Below are 21747 nucleotides of genomic sequence, written 5' to 3'. Positions count from 1 at the left end.
GATATCCATCGCAAGAATGCAATTAAAGTGAGACCAACCGCTTGATTGCCGCATCCAGAGTGGCCTGGTTCTTGGCGAAACACAGCCGCGCCAGGCGCTGGCCGGCCGGCGGCGACTCGTAGAACGGCGACAGCGGGATCGCCGCGACGCCCTTTTCGATGGTCAGCCAGCGGCAGAACTCGGCATCGTTCAGGTCGCTGACCTGCGAGTAGTCGACCAGTTGGAAGTAGCCGCCCGGCACCGGCAGCGGCTTGAGCCGGGTGGTCGATAGTTGCGCGCGGAAACCATCGCGCTTGTCCTGGTAGAACGCGCCGAGCTGGCGGTAGTGCTCCGGCTCGTCGCGGATCATCTCGGCGAACGCCCACTGCGCCGGGGCGAAGCTGCAGAAGCTGTTGTACTGGTGGACCTTGCGCAGCTCGGCCGACAGCGCCGGCGGCGCGATGCAGTAGCCGATCTTCCAGCCGGTGCAGTGATAGGTCTTGCCGAAGCTCGACACCACGAACGCGCGCTCGCGCAGTTGCGGGTAGCGCAGCACCGACTCGTGCCGGCGGCCGTCGAAGACGATGTGCTCGTAGACCTCGTCCGACAGCAGCCACACCCCGGTGGATTCGACGATTTCGCTCAGGCGGGCGATGTCGTCGGCGTCGAACATGGCGCCGGACGGGTTGTGCGGCGAATTGACCATCAGCAGGCGGGTGTTGGGACCGATCGCGGCGCGCACGCGGTCCCAGTCCACGGCGAAGGTGGCCGGGTCCAGCGGCACGTGCACGGCGCGGCCGCCGGCCAGGTCGATCGCCGGCTCGTAGCTGTCGTAGCACGGGTCGAGCACCACCACTTCCTCGCCCGGCCGCACCACCGCCTGGACCGCGTCGAAGATCGCCTCGCTGGCGCCGGAGACCACGGTGATCTCGGCGTCCGGGTCGGGCCGATAGCCGTAGCACGCCTCGGTCTTGTCGGCGATGGCCTGGCGCAGCGCCGGCACGCCGGTCATCGGCGCGTATTGGTTCTTGCCCTCGGCCATGGCCCGCGCCAGCGCGTCGACCAGGCGCTGGGGCACGTCGAAATCGGGAAAGCCCTGGCCGAGATTGACCGCCTGGTGCTCGAGCGCGAGCTGCGACATCACGGTGAAGATGGTGGTGCCGACTTTCGGCAGCTTGGTGGCGAGCGTCATGGGCGCGGCGTTGAAGGCGTGGAAAGCATCGAGTGTACGAAAACCCGGTTGCCGTCGGTGAGACAGGGTGAGGCGGCGGCGATGACCCGTGGGCATGTGGCTATCGCCGCGCGGGGCTGGACAAGCGTCTGCGCGCGAATCCGGACCGGCGGATTTGCGCGCGGCCCGGCCGGCCGCGACACTGGCGGCATGCGCGAACTGCAAGTGGTCGACGCCGCCGGACTCGCCCTCGCCTACGCCGCCGCCGAGTACGCGGTGGCGCTGGACGGCGACGCCCTGCCCTTGCGCGTGGGCCGCCCCGCGCGCGACCTGGAGGCGTACTGGCCGGCCCGGCGCTATGTGTTGGTCAGCGCCTGGAACCCGGCCTCGCAACCGCATTCGGACAGCGCCAACCAGGCCGCCGACGAACGTCTGGTCGCGCGCCTGGACGCGGCCGGGGTGCAGCGCCACGCCGCCTGGGCCCAGGACCAGGCCGGCCAGTGGCGCGAGCCGGGCTGGTTGCTGGCCGACCTCGACGATGCCGCCGCCGACGCGCTGGCGCGCGAGTTCGGCCAGGCCGGGGTGCTGGCCTGGCAGCGCGGCGAACCGGTGCGGCTGCGGATGCTGATCGCGCGGCCGGACGAGGCAGCGGTAAGCGATCACACCGACTGGGTGGGCGACTGAGGCGTCGCGCCTTCTTCCCTGCGCCGCTCGAACGCCCCGGGCCCACGGCGCGATTGCGGCGATAGCCGAACACCTTATTGATGTGTTCTCGCCCGTTCCCCGGCACTGAGCGCAACCGCAACCTGCGCACCGGCTTTCGCCGGAGCCAAGGCGGGAAGCCGGCGCCGCCGCGATGCGCCGCCCACCTGCTCACCGAACCGGGCGACTCGCATAAACTGCGCGATCCGCGGCCGGCCGGCCGCACGCCCCGACCGGTGACCGCCCTGCACTCCGCCGCCCCACCGCTGCTGCAAGCCCGCGGCCTGCGCTTCGCGCGCAACGAGGAGCCCGTGTTCGGGCCGCTGGACTTCGCGGTCGAGGCCGGCGAGGCGCTGCTGGTGCAAGGCGACAACGGCGCCGGCAAGACCACCTTATTAAGAGTGTTGGCCGGGCTGCTGCGCGCCGATGGCGGCGAGATCGCGCTGCAGGGCGAGGCGGCCGACCCGGCCCGGCGCGCCCGCGCGCTGGCCTACCTGAGCCATCTGCCCGGGCTCAAGGCCGACCTGACCTCGGTTGAGAACCTCGACTTCCTGTGCGGCCTGCACGGCCGCCGCCACAGCCAGAACGCCGCGCGCGCGCTGGCCACGGTCGGCCTGGCCGGTTACGAGGACGCGCTGGCCCGGCAGCTGTCGGCCGGGCAGAAGAAGCGCCTGTCGCTGGCGCGGCTGTGGATGTCGCCGGCGCCGCTGTGGCTGCTCGACGAGCCCTACGCCAACCTCGACCTGGAAGGCATCGAGCTGGTCAACCGCATGGTCCAGGCGCATCTGCGCGAGGGCGGCGCCGCGCTGGTGACCACCCACGGCGCCTACGCCGCGCCGCCGGTGCGCACCCGCCTGCTGCAGTTGGAGAAAGCCGCATGAGCGCGCCGGCCGAACACGCCGCCGTCGCCGCCACCGCCCCGGGCCTGATCGGCGCGGCCCGCGCCCTGATCGCGCGCGACCTGCGCCTGCTCTGGCGCCGCCGCGGCGACGCCCTGCAACCGGCGCTGTTCGCCCTGCTGATGGTGGTGCTGTTCGCTTTGGCCCTGGGCGGCGACCACGCCGCGCTGGCCAAGGTCGCCGCCGGGGTGCTGTGGCTGGCCTGCCTGCTGGCCGGGCTGCTGGCGCTGGACAGCCTGTTCCGCGGCGATGCCGACGACGGCTCGCTGGAGCAATGGATGCTGGCGCCGGTGCCGCTGGGCTGGCTGGTCGCGGTGCGCACCTTCACCCACTGGGCCACGACCTCGCTGCCGCTGCTGATCGCCGCGCCGGTATTGGGCGAACTGCTGTACCTGCCGCGCGAGCAATTGCCGGTGCTGCTGCTGTCGCTGGCGCTGGGCACGCCGGTGCTGAGCCTGCTCGGCGCGGTGGTCGCGGCGCTGACGGTCGGGATGCGGCGCTCTGGTATCCTCGTGGCCTTGCTGGCCTTGCCGTTGTACGTGCCGGTGCTGGTGTTCGGCGCCGGCAGCGTGGCCCGGGCGGCGCAGGGACTGGACCCGGTCGGCGGCTTGCTGTTGCTGGCCGCGATCCTGGTCGTCGCGCTGCTGCTGGCGCCGCTGGCGGCGGCTGCGGCGATCCGCATCGCGCTGAACTGACGGCGTTGCGGCATAGTCCCAAGGCAGTACGCCCGACCCCGCAAGGTAGAACGCCCCGTCCTTAGCCCGCGCGCCGTCCGGCGCGCGCCAACAGTCCAGGCCGCCGCCCGCGACCCAGACGCCAGACCGCGAACGAACCGCTGAATGAATCCGCTCGTCCTGTGGTTCCACAAACTCGGCTCGCCGCCCGTCTTCGACCGCTTCGCCGCGCGCTGGGCGCCTTGGGGTTACGGTCTGGGCTTGCTGGTCATGGCCTGGGGCATCTACGGCGCCTTGTTCGTGGCGCCGCCGCACAGCGAGCAGCTCGACGGCTTCCGCATCTTCTACATCCACGTGCCCAGCGCCTGGATGAGCCTGGCGGTGTTCGCGCTGATGGCGATCTATTCCGCCATCGCCCTGGTCTGGCGGATCAAGCTGTGCGAGATCCTGGCCATGGCCTGCGCGCCGATCGGCGCCGGCTTCACCCTGATCACCCTGGCCACCGGTTCGATCTGGGGCAAGCCGATGTGGGGGACCTGGTGGGAGTGGGATCCGCGCCTGACCACCGAACTGATCCTGCTGTTCCTGTACCTGGGCGTGATGGGCCTGTACCACGCCATCGACGACCGCCGCAACGCGGCGCGCGCGGCCGGCCTGCTGGCCATCGTCGGCGTCGCCCTGCTGCCGGTGATCCGCTATTCGGTGGTGTGGTGGAACTCGCTGCACCAGGGCTCGACCATCAACATGTTCGGCCCGTCGCACATGGACCCGAGCATGCTGCCGCCGCTGATCTGGATGCTGATCGGGACCAAGCTGTGGTTCGTCGGCGCCCTGCTCGCCCGCGCGCGCGCCGACAACCTGCGCCGCGAATCGGGCAAGGCCTGGGTCGCCCAGCTCGCCCAGGGCACGCCGGCCGGAGGCGAACGCGCATGACCCACGTGCCCTATCTGATCGGCGCCTATGCCGTGTTCGTGGTCGTGCTGGGCTGGGACTACCTCTCGACCCGGCTGCAGATCCGCCGCGAGCTGCGCCTGGCCCGCCAGCGCGCGCAGCGCCCGCCTGCCCGCCCCGCGTCGCGCGACGACGCCTCCAACGAGTTGAGCCGATGAATCCGACCCGCCGCCGCCGTCTGCTGTGGGTGCTGGGCCTGGTCGCCGCCGCCGGCGTAGCCACCGCCCTGGTCGCCACCGCCTTGCAGCGCAACATCGCCTATCTCTACACGCCCAGCGAAGTGCTGCGCGGCGAAGCCGGCGGCCACGCGCGCTTCCGCCTCGGCGGCATGGTCGCCGCCGGCTCGTTCCAGCGCGCGCCCGGCTCGCTCGACGCCCACTTCCGGGTCGACGACGGCGATGCGCAGATGCCGGTCAAGTACACCGGCATCCTGCCCGACCTGTTCCGCGAGAAGCAGGCCGTGGTCGCCACCGGCCGCATGCAGGGCGACACCTTCGTCGCCGAAGAGATCCTGGCCAAGCACGACGAGAGCTACATGCCCAAGGAAGTGGCCGACAAGATGGGCCAGGCGCACAAGAAGCACGATGTCGCGGCGCCCGGCGGCAAGGAAGCCGCGCGTTGATCGCTACCGCTGCGTCGGCTTCGTTCGCACTCGCGTCGCCGCGCCCGCGCGCGCGGCCCATCGCCCGCACGCTTCCCCTTTCCCGCAAGGCGCCGCCGCATGCTGCCTGAACTCGGCCAGATCGCCCTCATCCTCGCCCTGCTGATTTCGGCGCTGCAGGCGAGCCTGCCGCTGATCGGCGCGCAGCGCGGCATCGATGCGTGGATGGCGCTGGCGCGGCCGGCGGCTTACTCGCAGTTGGCGATGGTCGCGTTCGCGTTCGCGATCCTCACCGAGGCCTTCGTCACCCAGGATTTCTCGCTGCGCTACGTCGCCGAGAACAGCAACTCGCTGCTGCCGGTGATCTATCGCTATTCGGCGGTGTGGGGCGCGCACGAGGGCTCGCTGCTGCTGTGGGCGCTGGTGCTGGCGCTGTGGACCGGCGCGGTGGCGCGCTTCTCCAAGGCCTTGCCGGCGCCGGTGATCGCGCGCGTGCTCGGGGTGATGGGCATCGTCAGCGTCGGTTTCCTGGCGTTCCTGATCTTCACCAGCAATCCGTTCGCGCGGCTGCTGCCGGCGGCGGCGCAAGGCCGCGACCTCAATCCGCTGCTGCAGGATCCGGGCCTGATCATCCACCCGCCGATGCTCTACATCGGCTACGTCGGATTCAGCGTGCCGTTCGCCTTCGCCATCGCCGCGCTGCTGGACGGCCGCGTCGACGCGCGCTGGCTGCGCTGGACCCGGCCGTGGACCAACATCGCCTGGGCCTTCCTGACCCTGGGCATCGCCCTGGGCTCGTGGTGGGCGTATTACGAACTGGGCTGGGGCGGCTGGTGGTTCTGGGATCCGGTCGAGAACGCCAGCTTCATGCCGTGGCTGGCCGGCGCGGCGCTGCTGCATTCGCAGGCGGCGACCGAAAAGCGCGGCAGCTTCCGCGGCTGGACCTTGCTGCTGGCCATCGCCGCGTTCTCGCTGTCGCTGCTGGGCACCTTCCTGGTCCGCTCCGGCGTGCTGACCAGCGTGCACGCCTTCGCCGCCGATCCTTCGCGCGGGCTGTTCGTGCTGATCTTCCTCGGCATCGTCATCGGCGGCTCGCTGCTGCTGTACGCGCTGCGCGCGCCGTCGGCACAGGACGATCCGGGCAAGCCGTTCGAACTGGCCTCGCGCGAAACCCTGCTGCTGGCCAACAACCTGCTGCTGACCACGGCCTGCGCGATGGTGCTGCTGGGCACCTTGTACCCGCTGCTGGCCGATTCGTTGAACCTCGGCAAGATTTCGGTCGGCCCGCCCTACTTCGCGCTGATGTTCGTGCTGCTGATGGCGCCGCTGGTGCTGCTGCTGCCGTTCGGCCCGCTGTTCCGCTGGCAGCGCGAGCAGGTCTCGCGGCCGGCGGCGATGCTGGTACCGTGGGCCGGGCTGGCGCTGGGCGGCGCGATCGCCGCGTTCTTCCTCGCCCCGCAAGGCCCGCTCAAGGTCGCCGCCGGCGTCGGCGGCGCGCTGTGGGTCGGCGCCGGCACCGCGCGCTTCGTGTGGACGCGGCTGCGCAGCACCAGCGCCGGCACCCGCTTCACCGCGGAAATGCTCGGCATGACCCTGGCCCACTTCGGCGTCGCCGTGTTCCTGGTCGGCGCGTTGCTGGTCGAGGGCCTGAGCGTGCAGCGCGAGGTCGCGCTGGCGCCGGGCAGCAGTCTGGACCTGGGCCGCTATTCGTTCCGCTTCGACAGCGTCAAGCACAGCATCGGCCCGAACTACGAAGCCGACTACGGCACCGTGACCGTGTTCGACGGCGACCGCGAGCTGACCGTGCTGCATCCGGAGAAGCGCGCCTACGCCAGCGGCGGCCAGGTCATGACCGAAGCGGCGATCGCGCGCGGCTTCACCCGCGACCTGTACGTCGCCCTGGGCGAACCGCTCGGCGACGGCGCCTGGGCGGTGCGCGTGCACATCAAGCCGTTCGTGCGCTGGGTCTGGCTCGGCGCGCTGCTGATGATGCTCGGCGGCTTCGTCGCCGCGGCGGATCGGCGGTTCCGGGTCAAGGCCGACGCGCGCGCCGGCGCGGCGCCGCGGCCGCAGGCGGACGACGCGCCGCTGCGCCCCCTCGCAGGAGAGCAACAGGCATGAACACTCCCGTCCCCAACGGCGGCGCGCGCCGCGACAAAGCCCGCTGGCTGCCGCTGGCGGTGTTCGCCGCGCTGGCGGTCCTGCTCGCCGCGGGCGTGTGGCTCAGCCGCAACCCCGACCGCGAGAAACTGCCCTCGCCGCTGATCGGCAAGCCCGCGCCGCATTTCTCGCTGCCGGTGCTGCACGAGGCCGGCCGGCTGATGTCGACGCAGGACCTGCGCGGCGCGCCCTACCTGCTCAACGTCTGGGGCAGCTGGTGCCCGGCCTGCCGCGACGAGCACCCGGTGCTGACCCGCTTCGCCGAGACCAAGCGCGTGCGCGTGGTCGGCTTCAACTGGAAGGACGAGCACGCCGACGCGCTGCGCTGGCTGGAGGAATTCGGCAATCCCTACTTCGTCGTGGTCGCCGATTACGAAGGCAAGGCGGCGATCGACTGGGGCATCTACGGCGCGCCGGAGACTTTCCTGGTCGACGCCCAGGGCGTGGTGCGCTGGAAGTTCGTCGGCCCGCTGACCGACAAAGTCATCCGCGACGAGCTGATTCCGCAACTCGACCGACTCGGACCCGCCCCGCGCGGACAGGCGCGATGAGCCAGGCCGGCCACCTCACCGCCGCAGCGGGCGGCCGCCGTTTCGTCGCCGCGTCGCGCCACGCGCTGGCCGCGGCGGCGCTGGTGCTGAGCCTGTACGCGCCGCTGTCCGCCCAGCCGGCCAGCGATCCGCAACCGCTGCGCTACAACGATCCGGCCGAGGAGCGCCGCTTCCACGCCCTGGTCGCCGAGCTGCGCTGCGTGATGTGCCAGAACCAGTCGCTGGCCGACTCCAACGCGCAGATCGCCCACGACCTGCGCCGCGAAGTGCTGGAGCTGATGCACCAGGGCAAGAGCGACGCGCAGATCAAGGATTTCCTGGTCGAGCGCTATGGCGAGTTCGTGCTCTACCGTCCTCGTGTTGAATCCACCACCTGGCTGCTGTGGTTCGGTCCGGCCCTGGTGCTGCTGGCCGGCGGGTTCGCGCTGGCGCGGGTGGTGCGTTCGCGCGCGGCCGCGGCCGATGCGAGCGCAGCGGGACAGCGCAACGACGAGGAACAGGAGTGGTGATGGCGGCGACGATGGCTTTGGGTTCCACCGCCGCGTTCGCCGCGGCGGGCACGGCATTGGCGCTGTTCGCGCTCGGTTACGCCCTGCATCCGCTGTGGCGCGCGCGCCCGGTGCTGGGCGCGGGCCTGGGCGTCGCGCTGGCGCTGGCGACGCTGGCGCTGTACCTGGGCCTGGGCGCGCCGCGCGCGCTGCAGCCCGAGCAACGCCGCGCGCCGCAGACCCTGGCCGACGCGGTGACCCAGTTGGAAACCGAGCTCGACCGCGATCCCAACCAGATCGAAGGCTGGCGCCTGCTGGCCAGCGCCTACACCGCGCAGGGCCTGGCGGTGAAGGCCCGCGACGCCTACGCGCGCGCGCTCAAGCTCGCCCCGGACAATCCCGACCTGCTCGCCGAGGCCGCCGAAGCGCGCGCCCTGGCCACGCGCGAGCGCCGCTTCGACGAAGACGCCGTGCGCATGCTCGAACACGCGCTGGAGCAGCAGCCGATGCACCAGCGCGCGCGCTGGTTCCTCGGCATCGCCCAGCGCCAGGCCGACCGCCCCGGCGACGCGGCCAAGACCTGGGAGCCGCTGCTGAGCGTGGTCCAGGCCGGCACCGCGACGAGCCTGCTCGACCAGATCAACGGCGCGCGCAAGGACGCCGGCCTGGAGCCGCTGTCGTTGCCGGCGGCCGGCGCCGCCGCGACCGCGCCGGGCGCAGCCGCGACCGCCGCGGGCCCCGGGCTCAAGGTCCGGGTCGAACTGGCGCCGGCGCTCAAGGCCAAACTGCCGGCCCAGGCCAGCGTGTTCGTGCTCGCGCGCCAGGACGGCGGCCCGCCGATGCCGCTGGCGGTGGAAAAGCACCCGCTGTCGGCGTTCCCGCTCGAGGTCGTGCTCGACGACGGCGACGGCCCGATGCCGACGATGAAGCTCTCGCAGTCGCCGAAAGTGCAGGTGCTGGCGCGGGTCTCGGCATCCGGCAACGCGATGCCGCAGCCGGGCGACCTGGCCTCGGCGCCGAAGACGGTGGCCAGCGACAGCAAGGACACGGTGGTGGTGGTGATCGACCGCGTGGTCGAGTGATCCGCTGCCGGTCCGCGCTGCGGGAAAGGCTTCGGCCCTGAAGCTCGCCCGTGTGGGAGAGCCCCCTTATGAGAGGCGCCTGCTTGTGGGAGGGACCTTCCTGTGGGAGGGACTTCGGTCCCGACGCCTTTGTGCCAGATCGCCGCGACCCGACCGAAAAGCATCGGGACTGAAGTCCCTCCCACGAGAGCGGCCTGCGGGGGCGGAAAATCCCGCAGAAAAACCCATCGCCCCGCCTGCCGGCCATATCGCGATAACGCATTCGCCGTTCCCGTCGCACTCGCCTGCCGCGGCGATGGTTTAGGCTGCACCGCGACCGTCGCGCGCATCCGCAGCGCCGCGCCCCATCAGCCCGCCCGCCGGCCCCGCGCCGGCCACACGAGCAAGGCATGACCGAATTCATCCCGCCCGGCACCCGCCATATCGACCTGCCCTCGCCGTTCGCGATGAAACGCGGCGGCGCCCTGACCGGCGCGCGCATCGCTTACGAGACCTGGGGCGAACTCAACCCCGCGCGCGACAACGCAGTGCTGATCGTCACCGGCCTGTCGCCCGACGCGCACGCCGCCGCCAACGCCGCCAATCCCGAGCCGGGCTGGTGGGAAGCGATGCTCGGCCCGGGCAAGCCGATCGACAGCGACCACTGGTTCGTGATCTGCGTGAACTCGCTGGGCAGCTGCAAAGGCTCGACCGGCCCGGCCTCGGTCGACGCCGCCAGCGGCGATCTCTACCGGCTGGAGTTCCCCGAACTGTCGATCGAAGACGGCGCCGACGCCGCCGCGCACGTGGTGCGCGCGCTCGGCATCGAGCGGCTGGCCTGCGTGATCGGCAACTCGATGGGCGGCATGACCGCGCTGGCGCTGCTGGTGCGCCATCCGGGCCTGGCCCGCACCCACATCAACATCTCCGGCGCGGCGCGCGCGCTGCCGTTCTCGATCGCGATCCGCTCGCTGCAACGCGAGGCGATCCGCCTGGACCCGAAGTGGAACCAGGGCCGCTACGACGAAACCGACTACCCCGAATCGGGCATGCGCATGGCGCGCAAGCTCGGCGTCATAACCTACCGCTCGGCGCTGGAGTGGGACGGGCGCTTCGGCCGCGTACGGCTGGATTCCGACCGCCTCGACGAGGAGCCCTTCGGCCTGGAGTTCGAGGTCGAAAGCTACCTGGAAGGCCACGCGCGCCGCTTCGTGCGCCGCTTCGATCCCAACTGCTACCTGTACCTGAGCCGCTCGATGGACTGGTTCGACATCGGTGATTACTGCGGCGCCAGCGACGGCCTCGACAATGATGAACAGGTGCGGCGCGGGCTGGCCTCGATCCGGGTCGAAAAGGCCCTGGCCATCGGCGTGCACACCGACATCCTGTTCCCGCTGCAGCAGCAGCGCGAGATCGCCGAAGGCCTGCGCGCCGGCGGCGCCGACGCGCGGTTCCTGCCGCTGGAATCGCCGCAGGGCCACGATGCCTTCCTGGTCGACATCGGCCGTTTCGGCCCGGCCGTGGGCGGATTTCTCAGCGAACTGCGGACGGGCGTAGAATCGGTGGCATGAACGCCACCGATTCCCTGCCCGACCTGGATTTCCCCGGCCACGACAAGCTGGTCGCCGCCATCGACGCCGCGGTCGCCGCGGGCGACGAACACGCGGTCACCGCGGCCTTGCGCAACACCCTGTGCAAGATGATCCGCGACCGCGACGTGAACCTGCCCGACTGCGTGTTCGACCCGATCCACGACCACTACGCCCGCCGCGAGCTCTACCGCAGCCCGGAGCTGGGCTACAGCGTGGTGGCGATGACCTGGGGCCCCGGCCAGGGCACGCCGATGCACGACCACAGCGGCCTGTGGTGCGTGGAAGGCGTGTGGGACGGCGAGCTGGAGATCACCCAGTACGAATTGCTCGAGCGCAGCGGCGAGAACTTCCGCTTCCGCGCCGCCGGCGGCATGCACGCCGGCCCCGGCAGTGCCGGCAGCCTGATCCCGCCGCACGAGTACCACACCATCCGCAACGCCAGCAACGACGCCGTGGCCGTGTCGCTGCACATCTACAAGGCGCCGATGGAGTGCTGCTCGATGTTCGTCCCGCGCGAGGGCGAGTGGTTCCAGCGCGTGGACAAGGCGCTGGAGACCGACGAGGCGGCCTGATCCGGCGGCCGGATCGAACCGGAACGAGCAAGAGACGAGTACAAAACGGGCAAAGCGCCTCGCGCGCTTGCCCGTTTTCTTTTTGCGCTTGCGCCCGAATCCCGCCGTGGCGCCCGCGCCGCTGCGTCGGCCGCAACGTTTACGATAGCCGCCAACCACCGCCCGCCCGCACAGGCCAGCCCATGCTCACCGACCTGCTCCTCGCCATCGCCCATCACCTGCTGGTCTTCGCGCTGATCTCGATGCTGGTGGCCGAATCGGTGCTGCTGCGCGGCCCCGTCGACGCCGCCGTCGTGCGCCGCCTGGCCGGGCTCGACGCCGGTTACGGCATGAGCGCGGTGCTGTTGCTGGCGGTGGGCGTGTCGCGGCTGCTGTACGGCGTCAAGGGCATGGACTTCTACCAGCACAATCCCTGGTTCCACGCCAAGTTCGGCCTGTTCGTGCTGGTCGCGCTGCTGTCGATCCTGCCGACCGTGCGCTTCCTGCGCTGGCGCCGCGCGCTCAAGCGCGACCCGGGCTTCCTGCCCGACGCGCACCAGCTCGGCGCGCTGCGCCTGCTGATCCGGCTGGAGCTGGTGGCCGTGGCCGGCATCTTCGTCTGCGCCGCGGCGATGGCGCGCTACGGCGGCTTCTGAGCCGGTCCACCGCCCGCGCATGGCCACCGCCGCAGTCGACTTCGCCGGCCACATCCTGATCCTGTCGGGCTCGCCCGGCGCCGGCAAGACCACGCTCGCGCGCCGCCTCGCCGCATTGCCCGGTTCGAGCAAGGCGCATCTGCACGCCGACGATTTCTTCCATGCGATCAAGCACGGCGCGATATCGCCGTACCGGCCCGAAGCGCACGCGCGCAACGCGGTCGTGATCGAGGCCCTGGCCGCCGCCGCGCAGGCCTATGCCGCGGGCGGATTGCTGACCATCGTCGACGGCGTGATCGGGCCGTGGTTCCTCGCGGCGTTCCGCCGCCTCGCCGCGCCGGTGCATTACTTGGTGCTGCAACCGCCGCTGGAGGCCGCGATCGCGCGCTGCCGCGAACGCGGCTACGGCCTCGCGGATGCGTCCGCCGTCGCCGCGCTGCACGCGCAGCTTGCGGACCTGGGCGAGCTGCGCGCGCACGCGCTGGCCACCGGCGAGGCGACACCGGAGCAGGCCTTGGAGCGAGTCGTGGACGCCCTCGCCAGCGGCGCCTTCGCGCTGCCGCGCTGAGCGGCCGCGCGCAGCGAAGCCACGCGCGCAGCGGCCGCAACCGATGCGTGCGCAACCTCGCCGCGGCGACCGCCGCAGATCGCGCGCTTACAGCGTGACCAAGGTCAGGCCGTAGCGCTCCAGGATCGGATTGACCGGCTGGAACCAGGTGAACGCACCGAACATGCCGCAGTTGTGCGGCGAACCGGCCGGGATGTTCGACGCCGAGGTCACGCCCTGCGCATGTTCGTAGGTGTCGATCCAGCCGCCGCCCGAATCGCCGAAGCCGGCGCAGGCGTTGGTCTGGGTGAGCCCGTACACCAGCCCGCCGATGCCGCTGCTGTTGGGGGCGATATTGACGGTGACGTCCTTGGCGTTGACGAAGCCGCACTGATAGCCGGTCCGGTAGCCTGAGCGGCACACCACCGAGCTGTGGAACGACTCGTAGCTGCCGCGCACGAAAAAGAAAGCGCCGGCGTGATTGGTGACCAGCGGCAGCAGTTCGTGCTGGTCGCCGATCGCGACCCAGGCGCGGTCGGCGACCGGAAACTCCGACCCGGCGATATAGCCGACCGGCGCGCCGTTCATCCAGATCGACTCGCCGGCCACGCCGCAATGGCCGGCGGTGACGAAGCCCTTGGTCGCGCCCTGGCGGACCGCGAAACCGATCGAGCACGAACCGCCGTTGCGGTCCTGGTAGGCGATTCCGGAATACACCTGCGCGGTCGCCTGCGGCGCCACGTCCATGCGCTCGAAGCGCAACACGCCGCTGTCGGCGCCGCTGTACGCGGCCAGATCGACCGCACGTTCCAGCGCCTGCGGCGCCATTCGCACCAGCACCGAATTGCTCGCCGGATCGACATGCCAGGCGTAGACGCCGTCGATCGGCCGGGTGATCCCGGGCAGGCGCAAGCGCGCGCCGGCATCCAGGCGCGCCTTGGCCGCTTCCAGCTCGGCCAGGCTGTAGCGCACCTGGCGCAGCTCCACGCCGGGCCCGAGCTTCGCAGCGCGCGGGTCGGACGAGGCGACGATCAACCGCACCGCGCCGTCGTCGCCGCGTTCGATCCAACTGCCGGCGTAGTACGCGCCCAGGCGCCGCTGCGCCAGCGCCGCGCGCTGCGGCGCTTCGCGCTCTATCTGCAGCCATCGATCCAGTTGCGTCGGCGACAGGCCCAGATCGCGTTGCGCGGCGCTGTGCAAGGACGGGCTGACCGAGGGCGAGGCCGCAGTCCCGAACGCAGTGAGAAACAACAAGGACGAAACCACGATGCGAGCGCGGGCAAGACGCGGCCACGATTGGACGGCGGGCATACGAACCTCCTCTGTTGGATGCGGTGCGGGGGAACGCCGGGCCGCGCCTGGGGCGCGGCCGCATCCATCGCGGCAGTCGTTCCGGTGAACCGCGTGCGGATGCGCGCCCAGCTAATCGCGTCGCGGCGGCTCATGCACTTGCGCAGGTCACAGAAGGCGGCGCAGCGCCGCGCGCGGGTGACGCATTCGCGCGCTGCATCACGCTGCGCGTGGGCGGCGATTCAGGTGTGTCGCGGTGCGCCCGCGATAGAAGCCGATGCACGGCACTCTTCGGCGCAACAGGCGCCGCTACGGTCAACCACGTTTGACCGCGCCGGCGACGCGCCGGCGCCCTTGCTCAGAACACTTCCTGCACCTGGGTCACCTTGCCGTCGCGCACGGTGATCAGCACGGTCTTGTTGCCGAGGAAGTACTCCAGCCGCTCGCCCTCGTGCGCGCCGTACTTGTTCTCCACCGGCACGGTGCGGCTGGGCTGGCCGGCGACCTCGAACACCCGCCCGACCGGATCGCCGACGCGGATGACCTTGTTGCCGAAAGCGACGGTCTGGGCGAACGCCGCGAACGACAGCGCGGCAAGCAGCACGGAAGCGAGGATCTGGCGCACGGCAACTCCTTTGGACGGCGCGTGGGGGAACGATGTCGGGCGGATCGTACTAATTCCCGATCATCGCGCCTGCTTACATCAATCACATTTTGACCAGGCGGCGATCATTCGCCCGAATCCAGCAAGCGCCGCGCGCGGACCGGGCCCACAGGCGAACGGGTCGCCTGCGCGCGTGCCGTCGACCGCATCGCGCGAGCGACCCCGTGTGCGCTACAGCCTACCTATCGAGGCGTACCGGGGGACAGCGCGGAGAATGCATGCCGGCCATGCGAAAAACGCGATCCGCCCGAACCGGCGAGCGCGACGCGCTGCATCCTCGTATTGCGCACCCTGCGGGCCGGATCCGACGGTGGACCCGCCGCGTCCGGATCGCACGCTCAGATCGGCGTCTGCTGCCCCACCGCATGCGCCAGATGCGCGATCGCCTGGCTCAGGCCTTCGCGGAACAACAGGTCCGGCGCGTTCGCCAGCTGGCGCGGGTCGCGCACCGTGCCCAGCGCCGCGGACGAATCGCCCGGCGCCGCGCGCACGATCAGCTCCATCGAAAACTCGCGATAGGCCGCGCACTCGCCCTTCATCCGGGCCAGGTCCTCGGCCATGAACTGCAGCTGTTGCTGCATGTACTGCATCCCCTCTTTGAGCTCCTGCAGCGCGGCGTGTTCGGTCACGTCGTTCCCCATGTGGCAGGTAGTCGGTCGCGCCAGCCTAACCCAGGCCGCGGGCCGAAAAACTAGGCGTCGGTCGGATCGTCGCGTGCCGCTTGCGGCCGGCGCGCGGCGCAAGCGGAGCGGGCGCCGCCGGACCTGCGGCGCGTGGCCGGGCGCAGCGCCGGCTTGCGTTTGGGGCTCCGGCTGCGACGCCGGCACCTCCCGGTCCGGGCCAGGACTGCGGCGCTCACTACGCTGCCGCCTACCCCGTTTCGATCAGGATGCAGCCGCGATGTCCGTCACCGTCATAGTCGACGCCCCGCAAAACGAGGCGGAACGACGGCTCGTCGAACGGCGCTTCGGCAACATCAAAAAAGCATGGCCGAGATCCTCGGACGTCGCGCCGATGCGATCTTCTGCATAGGCTGAGCCGAGCGACCGATACCGGACCGCCATACGCGCGCGATGCGCGCGCCAATCAACTGCGCGTCAACCGCGCGACGAACGCCTGCGCGGCGCGCGCTCGGTCCAGCTCGACTTCGTCGTCGGCATGGGCGGTTGCGGATCGGTATTCGCCGCCAAGGCCTTCAGCCTCACCGCCGAGTACTGCCCGTCGCCTAGCAGATCGAAACGCCCGGACGGATTTTTCATGATCGCGTCGCGGTTGAGGAAGGTCTCGCGTCCCGCCTGCGGCGGACGCAGCGCGCTGCACAGATTGATGGCGAGCTTGAGCTTGCTGGTTCCGCTGCGATGCCAGGGATGCCCGGGCACCAATCGGCTGACCATCGCCGTGTCCAGCTCGACCACCACTTCATCGTCGCTGACCGATTCGCAGCGTCCTATCGCAATGTCGAAGCTTTCCGCCATGACGGCCTCAGCGCGAAACAAGCGTGAGCTTGCTGTTCAATCGGGCTTCCTGCATCAGGCCGCGCAATCGGGCTTCGATCAACGAAAGCCCGGATAATCGCGAAGACGCGCGAAGCGAATAGACCGGCGTCCTGCGGCCGAGGATGGTGCGGCTGTTGCGCTGGACCGAGATGTTGGTGGAACCGCACGCCTTCATCCAGATCAAGCGCAACGCTTCTGGACCTATCGTCTGGTCCGTCGGGAGGGTGAACTGGAACCACTCAACGTGATGCTCCACAGGCGTCGACACTCCGCAATAGAGACACCAGTATGCGCGCCGCCATGCTGGATTCAGTCGATATGCGGAGAAAATAAATAACTGGCGCGAACCCGGGCATGAGCGTAGGGTGGGATAGCGAGCATCCACACACCTGTTGCGTGCGCCGCATTATCGGACGCGTTGTGTGCGCTGCGCTTAGCGCGCCCGTTCGTCGGCTGTCTTGCGAATCATCCGCGCTCGTCACAGTCCGGTAGCGCGCGCAGGCGCACGCTCGGACTCCACCCGCGCCGGCTCCCGCCCATGAATCCGCCCGTCCACAGCCGCAACCGTGGCGGCTTGGCCTATTGGGCCCTGCATTATCAGGAAGCCTCGTTCCATCGCCCCGGCCTGCGCTTCAGCGATTACGCGCCCGCGTTGTATCTGGGTATCTCCGGCTTCGTCGCATTGCCGGACAGTCCGTTCGAATTCCTGCTGCCCAAGCTGAGCCTCAGATACCCGAGCGTGCGCGGCGTGTCCGCGCTGCCGTGGAAAAGCGCGATCCCGGTGATCTGGTCGGCGTGGGAACGCATGAGCCGGATCGATCGGCAGATTCGCCACTAATCGTCCGATCCGCAATCGTCGCAGGCGTCGTTGCCGGCTGTTTGCGCGTCTGCGTGCGCTTGGATTGCGAGCGCGAGCAACAGCCACGAGTCGTACCCTCCAATCGATCCCACGACCGAACGCTGCGCAACCGGCTTCGCGTTTCGGACCGCCCTGCGCCTATCGGACTTAGCGCACGAGCGCGCAATCCGGATGATCCCGGCTGAAACCAACCGGCATGAGCAACGCACCGACGCTCGTATCCGAAACGCCCTCCCCCACGTTGGCCGACGGACATGCCGCTCGCTTGCACCGCAACCAGGTCGACACTCCATGCATATCGCCTCCGATTTCAAACCAGGCATCTTTTCGCACCTGCTGGCGTGCATAGCCATCGCCGGCGCAGCGTTATCGCCGGGTCTAGTCCATGCGTCCGACCGCTTCGACCCGCTCCTCGAGGAGGCTCTCGCGCGGGATCTAGGCATAGCGCCAACGCGTTACGCCGAGTATCTGCGCCTGGAACGTTCCGCCGAGCAACGCAGCGTCGCCGCCAAACGTTCGCTCGGATCGAGTTATGCCGGCGACTGGATCGAACACCGCAGGGACAGCTCGTTCAGGCATGTGATCGGGACATCGAGCCCCGACGCGAAAATCGCCGAGCAGCCAGCCGTGGAACTTCGCCGGTTTCGCCACAGCCTGGAACAACTGCAACGCACTTTCGACGCGCTCGAAGCCGTTGCGCGCCAACGCGCGAACGGCACCGATGGATCGCTCGACGGAGTGAATGCGTGGTACGTCGATCCCCGATTGAACATGGTGGTGGTTTCTTTCGCCATGGGGTCTGAAAAATCCGCGCAGGACTTCATCCATGCCGGCGGCGCCGACACCGACATCGCTCAATTCGCCACCTTCCCCGGCATTCCCCAAACCATCGTCCCGATTCGCGATAGCGCATCCATCGCTTCGGCAAAGAGCGAGCAGGCGCCGATCGGGGCGATCGTCTGCCGTCCGCGCGCGCAACGCGGCTACGACTGCGGCACCATCACCGCGAAGAACGTGAGCGTCCGCTACGGCGGCCGCGGCATCGTCGCGGGCTTGAGTCAGTCAGACGCCTGCGCGGACAGCGCCGACTCCGGCGGTGCTTGGACGACCTTGGACGGCAAGCGCCAAGGCGTCACCTTCGGCGGCCAGTTCGATGCAGGAGTCACGGGCAACTGCTGGCGTCCCCGCCATCAAAGAACGACCTGGTTCGGGCGAGCCGATCCCGCACCGTAAAGCATCGGGCGAACCGTCCGAAGCGACGCCGGCCTAGACGCGGTCGCGCGGCTTGTTGCTGCGCGCCCGATTCTTGCGCAGGACTTCCGAGGGATATTCCCCGAACCGGGAACGGAACTCCGACGAGAACCGCCCGAGGTGCCTGAATCCCAGCTCGTACGCCACATCCGCGACCGTGGCGGCGCCCTCGCCTCGTTCCAGATCGTTCTTGGCGAGCGCCATGCGCACCTTAGCCAGATACGCGTGAGGCGTCGTACCCAAGTCGCAGCGAAACCCGATCTGCAACGACCGGATGCTGCATCCGCTGGCCTGCGCCACTTCGCCGATGCTTAACGCTTGACGCGCGTTGTCTTCGATATAGCGCACCGCATCGCGCACCGCGCGCCTGGGCGCGGGGCGACTGAACAAGGTGCGTCGGCTGTGCGGGTGGCATTCCAGCAGCAGCGCCATCAGGTATTCGGCGAAGGTGGCCTTGGCCAGCGGCGGCAGATCGCAGCCACCGCCGGAAGGCCCGAGCACATGCATCGCTTGCTCCCATTTCGCTGCCAGATAACCGTCGAACGGCGCGAGAGCGAAAACCAGCGCCTGCTTGTCCAAGGGCCGGCCCGACCATCGCTCATAGAAGTCGTGCAGCATGGCCTTGTCGAAAACCACGTCCCTGCATTTGAACGCATCGTCCGTTTCCAGGCGCAACGGCCCGAGCGGCTGAAGCGGCAAGGTCACGCCTTTCTTCCAAGCCAGATCCACTCCGTGCTGGGTCATGCTTCCCTGCCCGCGCAGACAGGTGGTGAAGCCATACAACTCGCGCTGCTGTTCCGAAAATACCTGGCGAGTCGCCGTGCCGAACCAGGAAACGGATATCGCCACGGGCTCATCCGGCGCGATAACGATCCCGGCGTCGACCCGCTGCTGCCGCCTGGGAAAGCTCAGGTCGTATTCCCCGAATGCATCGAATATCGCTCGGGCAACCTGGTCGGGATCGTTGGTAAGCAATTTTCGAAACATGGGACTGCCCTGAGCGTTGCTGGAATCGTCTTGAAGCACCGATGCGCGCGGCCCGCAGACCGCGAATCAGCAACATGAATACGCGCCGAAATCGCCTGCGATCGAACGATTTTCTTGCGCTATTCGCTCCAGATATAAACGCTCCGCGCTATTTTGTCCCTACATTGACGCCATCGAAAATGTGTGTACAGCCGGACGCCCGAATCGCACTTAATAAAACCCCGCACGCGTTGAATTTCACCGTTTCGCCCGATGGATAGCGTTTCGCTTTATGGATTGATGGGCGCCGAGCGACCTGCTCGAATCGCGCTTCGATCAAACCGATGACCATCGCGGCATCGGACACATGCAATCCGGAGACAACACCCAGATGAAGGCGATCGACCGAAAGATTGAAACCCGGCTGGGGCGCGACTACGCGCCTCGCCGCATTCTCATGATCGTGTCCAACCCGGCCACGCTGCACGGCGCGCCCGTCGGTTTTTTCGCCGAAGAACTGACCGCGGCGTTCTACGCGTTCATGAAAGCGGGACATCGGATCGAGCTGGCGTCCCCGCGCGGCGGCGAGGTCGTGTTCGACGCCCACAGCGATCCGAGAACGCCGAACGGCCCGTACGCGGACGATCTGGTCAGCCTCGGCTTCGTCAGCCATCCGCGCTTCGCAGCGCTGATGCAGAACACCGTGTCGATCGACGCCGTGAAGGTCGCCGACTTCGACGCCGTCTGGGTCGCCGGCGGCGGCGCGCCGTTGCTCACCTTCAAGGACGATCTGCTCTTGCACAAACTGATCGCCGATTTCTACGAACGCGACAAAGTCGTCGCGCTGGTCTGCCACGGCTCGTCGCTGCTGCTGTGGGCGCGTCTGTCCGACGGCCAGGCGCTCGCCCAGGACAAGACCTGGACCGGGTTTTCGGATGCGGAAGAAGCGCAAATCGACAAAGCGTTCGGCATCAAAGTCAACGCCTACACGATCGAATCCGAAGCCCGGCGGATCCCGACCACCCGTTACGTCTGCGGCGAACCGAACCGGCCTTTCGCCGTTCGCGATGGGCGGTTGATCACCGGGCAGCAGCAATACAGCAGCGATTTGGCGGCGCAGTTGGTGTTGGAGGCATTGGACGATCAGGACTAGCCGGCGCCGGCGGAGCATCGCGCCTAAACCGCATCGGCGCGCTCGCTTCCCGGGCGCGTCAGCTCGGCGGAAATTTCGAGTACTCGCGTTCCCGGCTTCGGTAGCCGTAAGCCACCGCGCCCGCGAACACGAGCAGATGCGCCAACGGAGCGATCCAAAGCGGCGGCAGCACATGCACGCCGCCGCCCGCGCCTGCGAAGCCCGGCAGCACGGCAACGAGAAGGTTCGGCAGGATCAGCGCCCAGCCTGCATCGTGCGAAGTTCCGCCCACCAGCGACCAGCTCAACGCGACGCTCAGCAGCACCGCTCGCCAAACGAAGCCGGCGATCTTTATTTGCTGGCGATAACCATACCGATACCCGAAATAAGCCGTCGCGCCGACCGGCAGCAGGGCGATCGCGGTGACGCTCAACGTAGAGACCATTTCGGACATTTGGCTCGCCCATGCCCAGCGATAGGCGCACGACGGGCGCCTTATTTGGGCTCAGATGCTTGTGGATGCTCCGATCCTGCCTCCGCAGGCCCTGGGGTCGCAAGCCGCCTGCGACGGATTCCAGGCAACAAAAAAGCCCCTGAAAAGGGGCTTCTTCTCTCATCGAGCCGACCGTAGCGAACCGCTGCGGCCAGTTTGTGGTGCCGGAGGTGGGACTCGAACCCACACGCTTTTAAGGGCGGCGGATTTTGAGTCCGCTGCGTCTACCGATTCCGCCACTCCGGCAGCGGGCCGCGCATTATACCCAGCTCGAAGGCCGGCGTCTGCCCCCGTCGCGGTCAGTTCGGACGCGGCGGTTCGCCTGGAGGTTCGGGCGCGGCCGGCGGCGCGGCCGCGCGGTCGCGGTCGCTGCGCGCGGCCGTTTCGGTGGCGCCGGCCTCGCCCGCTGCGGCGCCGGCCGCCGCGAGCGGCCACAGGCCGACGGTGCAACGGATGGCGGCGGCGGTGAGCATGGGTCAGGTCTCCGGATGTGGGCGGCGGCATCCCAGGCAACGGCGCAGGCGCCCGTGGCGGCTGCGCCGCGGCCGCGACAACAGGCCACCGCACGGGCATTGCGGCTCCCTGCCGCGTTCCCAGCGCCACAGGCGCCAGAACGAATGGACGAGCATGGTCGCGGCCGTGCCGAGACCGCCCAACTGCAGGCACTGCGCCAGCCGCGCATACGACCCGCCCGGCAGCGCGGCCGCGCCGGCGTCGGCCGACACGATCCCGGCCGCGAGCGCGAGCGCGGCCACCACCGCGGCCGGCGCGAACAACTGCAACGACATCCTGGCGCCACGATTCATCGATTGCCCTCCCCTCTGAGCCGGCTGGCCGACAAGCCGGCTAGGAAAACGGGGGCGGGTCTCAGTCGATGAGACGGTGGCCAGAATATGGCCAGCGCGCCGCGGCGGCCTCTGCCATAGGTCCGTGTGCCGATCGGTCGCTTGCCGGTTGTGGCGCGCGCGCGGCTGTGAGCAACTATGCGGCGATGGCGGGACTAGAATGCGCCG

Annotated in this window: 29 protein-coding genes and 1 tRNA gene; 19 read left to right on the top strand and 11 right to left on the bottom strand. The window is 69.3% G+C overall.

The window, feature by feature from the left end; genetic code table 11:
- Positions 1 to 22: 22 nt before the first annotated feature.
- Positions 23 to 1171 (bottom strand): pyridoxal phosphate-dependent aminotransferase, encoded by a 1149-nt coding sequence (locus BLU84_RS16370; protein WP_074869639.1) that lies wholly within the window; start codon positions 1169 to 1171, stop codon positions 23 to 25.
- A 189-nt stretch (positions 1172 to 1360) separates the two neighbouring features.
- On the opposite strand from BLU84_RS16370, the gene BLU84_RS16365 reads away from it, so the two are divergent.
- From BLU84_RS16365 to BLU84_RS16300, 15 genes are all read left to right on the top strand, one after another.
- Positions 1361 to 1834, top strand: a complete 474-nt coding sequence (locus BLU84_RS16365) for a DUF3293 domain-containing protein (protein ID WP_074869636.1) — start codon at positions 1361 to 1363, stop codon at positions 1832 to 1834.
- 80 nt (positions 1835 to 1914) lie between these two features.
- Positions 1915 to 2733: a heme ABC exporter ATP-binding protein CcmA gene (gene ccmA / locus BLU84_RS16360; RefSeq protein WP_083382714.1), complete on the top strand. Its 819-nt coding sequence runs from the start codon at positions 1915 to 1917 to the stop codon at positions 2731 to 2733.
- On the top strand, positions 2730 to 3446 hold the full coding sequence (ccmB, locus tag BLU84_RS16355; RefSeq protein WP_074869632.1) for a heme exporter protein CcmB: 717 nt from the start codon (positions 2730 to 2732) through the stop codon (positions 3444 to 3446). The genes ccmA and ccmB overlap by 4 nt, the downstream gene beginning before the upstream one ends.
- A gap of 144 nt (positions 3447 to 3590) precedes the next feature.
- Entirely contained in the window at positions 3591 to 4358 is a 768-nt protein-coding gene (locus tag BLU84_RS16350) for a heme ABC transporter permease (RefSeq protein WP_074869629.1), read from the top strand.
- A complete protein-coding gene (gene ccmD, locus BLU84_RS16345; RefSeq protein WP_074869625.1) occupies positions 4355 to 4534 on the top strand; it encodes a heme exporter protein CcmD in 180 nt (59 codons plus the stop codon). The genes BLU84_RS16350 and ccmD overlap by 4 nt, the downstream gene beginning before the upstream one ends.
- Positions 4531 to 4998, top strand: a complete 468-nt coding sequence (ccmE, locus tag BLU84_RS16340) for a cytochrome c maturation protein CcmE (RefSeq protein ID WP_074869622.1) — start codon at positions 4531 to 4533, stop codon at positions 4996 to 4998. The genes ccmD and ccmE overlap by 4 nt, the downstream gene beginning before the upstream one ends.
- 99 nt (positions 4999 to 5097) lie before the next feature.
- A complete protein-coding gene (locus tag BLU84_RS16335; RefSeq protein WP_083382712.1) occupies positions 5098 to 7098 on the top strand; it encodes a heme lyase CcmF/NrfE family subunit in 2001 nt (666 codons plus the stop codon).
- Complete coding sequence (locus BLU84_RS16330) at positions 7095 to 7688, top strand: DsbE family thiol:disulfide interchange protein (protein ID WP_074869619.1); 594 nt, start codon at positions 7095 to 7097, stop codon at positions 7686 to 7688. Before BLU84_RS16335 ends, BLU84_RS16330 begins: the two co-directional genes overlap by 4 nt.
- Positions 7685 to 8197, top strand: coding sequence for a cytochrome c-type biogenesis protein (locus tag BLU84_RS16325; protein ID WP_083382710.1), 513 nt, complete (start codon positions 7685 to 7687; stop codon positions 8195 to 8197). The genes BLU84_RS16330 and BLU84_RS16325 overlap by 4 nt, the downstream gene beginning before the upstream one ends.
- An 11-nt stretch (positions 8198 to 8208) precedes the next feature.
- Positions 8209 to 9258: a tetratricopeptide repeat protein gene (locus BLU84_RS16320; RefSeq protein ID WP_074870284.1), complete on the top strand. Its 1050-nt coding sequence runs from the start codon at positions 8209 to 8211 to the stop codon at positions 9256 to 9258.
- A 102-nt stretch (positions 9259 to 9360) separates the two neighbouring features.
- Positions 9361 to 9651, top strand: coding sequence for a DUF6053 domain-containing protein (locus tag BLU84_RS28710; RefSeq protein WP_425479399.1), 291 nt, complete (start codon positions 9361 to 9363; stop codon positions 9649 to 9651).
- Positions 9648 to 10808, top strand: coding sequence for a homoserine O-acetyltransferase MetX (gene metX / locus BLU84_RS16315; RefSeq protein ID WP_074869616.1), 1161 nt, complete (start codon positions 9648 to 9650; stop codon positions 10806 to 10808). The genes BLU84_RS28710 and metX overlap by 4 nt, the downstream gene beginning before the upstream one ends.
- Complete coding sequence (locus BLU84_RS16310) at positions 10805 to 11401, top strand: cysteine dioxygenase family protein (protein WP_074869613.1); 597 nt, start codon at positions 10805 to 10807, stop codon at positions 11399 to 11401. The genes metX and BLU84_RS16310 overlap by 4 nt, the downstream gene beginning before the upstream one ends.
- 182 nt (positions 11402 to 11583) lie before the next feature.
- On the top strand, positions 11584 to 12036 hold the full coding sequence (locus BLU84_RS16305) for a DUF2214 family protein (RefSeq protein WP_074869610.1): 453 nt from the start codon (positions 11584 to 11586) through the stop codon (positions 12034 to 12036).
- 19 nt (positions 12037 to 12055) lie between these two features.
- The gene (locus BLU84_RS16300) at positions 12056 to 12604 is read left to right on the top strand and encodes an AAA family ATPase (protein ID WP_074869607.1); all 549 of its coding nucleotides are present in this window, start codon (positions 12056 to 12058) and stop codon (positions 12602 to 12604) included.
- 87 nt (positions 12605 to 12691) lie between these two features.
- On the opposite strand, the gene BLU84_RS16295 is transcribed toward BLU84_RS16300, so the two are convergent.
- The 3 genes from BLU84_RS16295 to BLU84_RS16285 form a co-directional block, all read right to left on the bottom strand.
- A complete protein-coding gene (locus BLU84_RS16295) occupies positions 12692 to 13894 on the bottom strand; it encodes a S1 family peptidase (protein ID WP_083382708.1) in 1203 nt (400 codons plus the stop codon).
- A gap of 337 nt (positions 13895 to 14231) precedes the next feature.
- Entirely contained in the window at positions 14232 to 14498 is a 267-nt protein-coding gene (locus BLU84_RS16290) for a hypothetical protein (RefSeq protein WP_083382706.1), read from the bottom strand.
- Positions 14499 to 14875: 377 nt separating this feature from the next.
- Positions 14876 to 15178: a hypothetical protein gene (locus BLU84_RS16285; RefSeq protein WP_074869601.1), complete on the bottom strand. Its 303-nt coding sequence runs from the start codon at positions 15176 to 15178 to the stop codon at positions 14876 to 14878.
- Positions 15179 to 15437: 259 nt separating this feature from the next.
- On the opposite strand from BLU84_RS16285, the gene BLU84_RS27940 reads away from it, so the two are divergent.
- On the top strand, positions 15438 to 15569 hold the full coding sequence (locus BLU84_RS27940) for a hypothetical protein (RefSeq protein ID WP_267889187.1): 132 nt from the start codon (positions 15438 to 15440) through the stop codon (positions 15567 to 15569).
- A 65-nt stretch (positions 15570 to 15634) separates the two neighbouring features.
- On the opposite strand, the gene BLU84_RS16280 is transcribed toward BLU84_RS27940, so the two are convergent.
- Both BLU84_RS16280 and BLU84_RS16275 read right to left on the bottom strand, forming a co-directional pair.
- The gene (locus BLU84_RS16280; RefSeq protein WP_074869598.1) at positions 15635 to 16012 is read right to left on the bottom strand and encodes a hypothetical protein; all 378 of its coding nucleotides are present in this window, start codon (positions 16010 to 16012) and stop codon (positions 15635 to 15637) included.
- A 7-nt stretch (positions 16013 to 16019) separates the two neighbouring features.
- On the bottom strand, positions 16020 to 16217 hold the full coding sequence (locus BLU84_RS16275; protein WP_139175048.1) for a hypothetical protein: 198 nt from the start codon (positions 16215 to 16217) through the stop codon (positions 16020 to 16022).
- A gap of 354 nt (positions 16218 to 16571) precedes the next feature.
- Between BLU84_RS16275 and BLU84_RS16270 the strand changes: the two genes are divergently transcribed.
- On the top strand, positions 16572 to 16871 hold the full coding sequence (locus tag BLU84_RS16270; RefSeq protein WP_139175047.1) for a hypothetical protein: 300 nt from the start codon (positions 16572 to 16574) through the stop codon (positions 16869 to 16871).
- Positions 16872 to 17183: 312 nt separating this feature from the next.
- Complete coding sequence (locus BLU84_RS16265) at positions 17184 to 18125, top strand: alpha-lytic protease prodomain-containing protein (RefSeq protein ID WP_074869589.1); 942 nt, start codon at positions 17184 to 17186, stop codon at positions 18123 to 18125.
- Positions 18126 to 18158: 33 nt separating this feature from the next.
- Here the strand turns inward: BLU84_RS16265 and BLU84_RS16260 are convergent, their stop codons facing one another.
- Positions 18159 to 19130, bottom strand: coding sequence for a helix-turn-helix transcriptional regulator (locus BLU84_RS16260; RefSeq protein ID WP_074869586.1), 972 nt, complete (start codon positions 19128 to 19130; stop codon positions 18159 to 18161).
- 370 nt (positions 19131 to 19500) lie between these two features.
- Here BLU84_RS16260 and BLU84_RS16255 point away from each other — a divergent pair, with 370 nt between their 5' ends.
- Complete coding sequence (locus BLU84_RS16255; protein WP_074869581.1) at positions 19501 to 20262, top strand: type 1 glutamine amidotransferase domain-containing protein; 762 nt, start codon at positions 19501 to 19503, stop codon at positions 20260 to 20262.
- A gap of 58 nt (positions 20263 to 20320) precedes the next feature.
- Here BLU84_RS16255 and BLU84_RS16250 read toward each other — a convergent pair whose 3' ends face one another.
- From BLU84_RS16250 to BLU84_RS27235, 4 genes are all read right to left on the bottom strand, one after another.
- Positions 20321 to 20695: a hypothetical protein gene (locus BLU84_RS16250; RefSeq protein WP_074869578.1), complete on the bottom strand. Its 375-nt coding sequence runs from the start codon at positions 20693 to 20695 to the stop codon at positions 20321 to 20323.
- A gap of 198 nt (positions 20696 to 20893) precedes the next feature.
- Positions 20894 to 20980 (bottom strand) — tRNA-Leu (locus BLU84_RS16245).
- Positions 20981 to 21033: 53 nt separating this feature from the next.
- Positions 21034 to 21207, bottom strand: a complete 174-nt coding sequence (locus tag BLU84_RS27240; protein WP_170849184.1) for a hypothetical protein — start codon at positions 21205 to 21207, stop codon at positions 21034 to 21036.
- A gap of 3 nt (positions 21208 to 21210) precedes the next feature.
- Positions 21211 to 21540 (bottom strand): hypothetical protein, encoded by a 330-nt coding sequence (locus BLU84_RS27235; protein ID WP_145960038.1) that lies wholly within the window; start codon positions 21538 to 21540, stop codon positions 21211 to 21213.
- Between the last annotated feature and the right edge of the window lie 207 nt (positions 21541 to 21747).

The sequence above is a fragment of the Lysobacter enzymogenes genome (assembly GCF_900106525.1).
Lineage (GTDB): Bacteria > Pseudomonadota > Gammaproteobacteria > Xanthomonadales > Xanthomonadaceae > Lysobacter > Lysobacter enzymogenes.
Note: the sequence above shows the minus strand (reverse complement) of the source record. Positions and strands in the feature narration are given on the sequence as shown.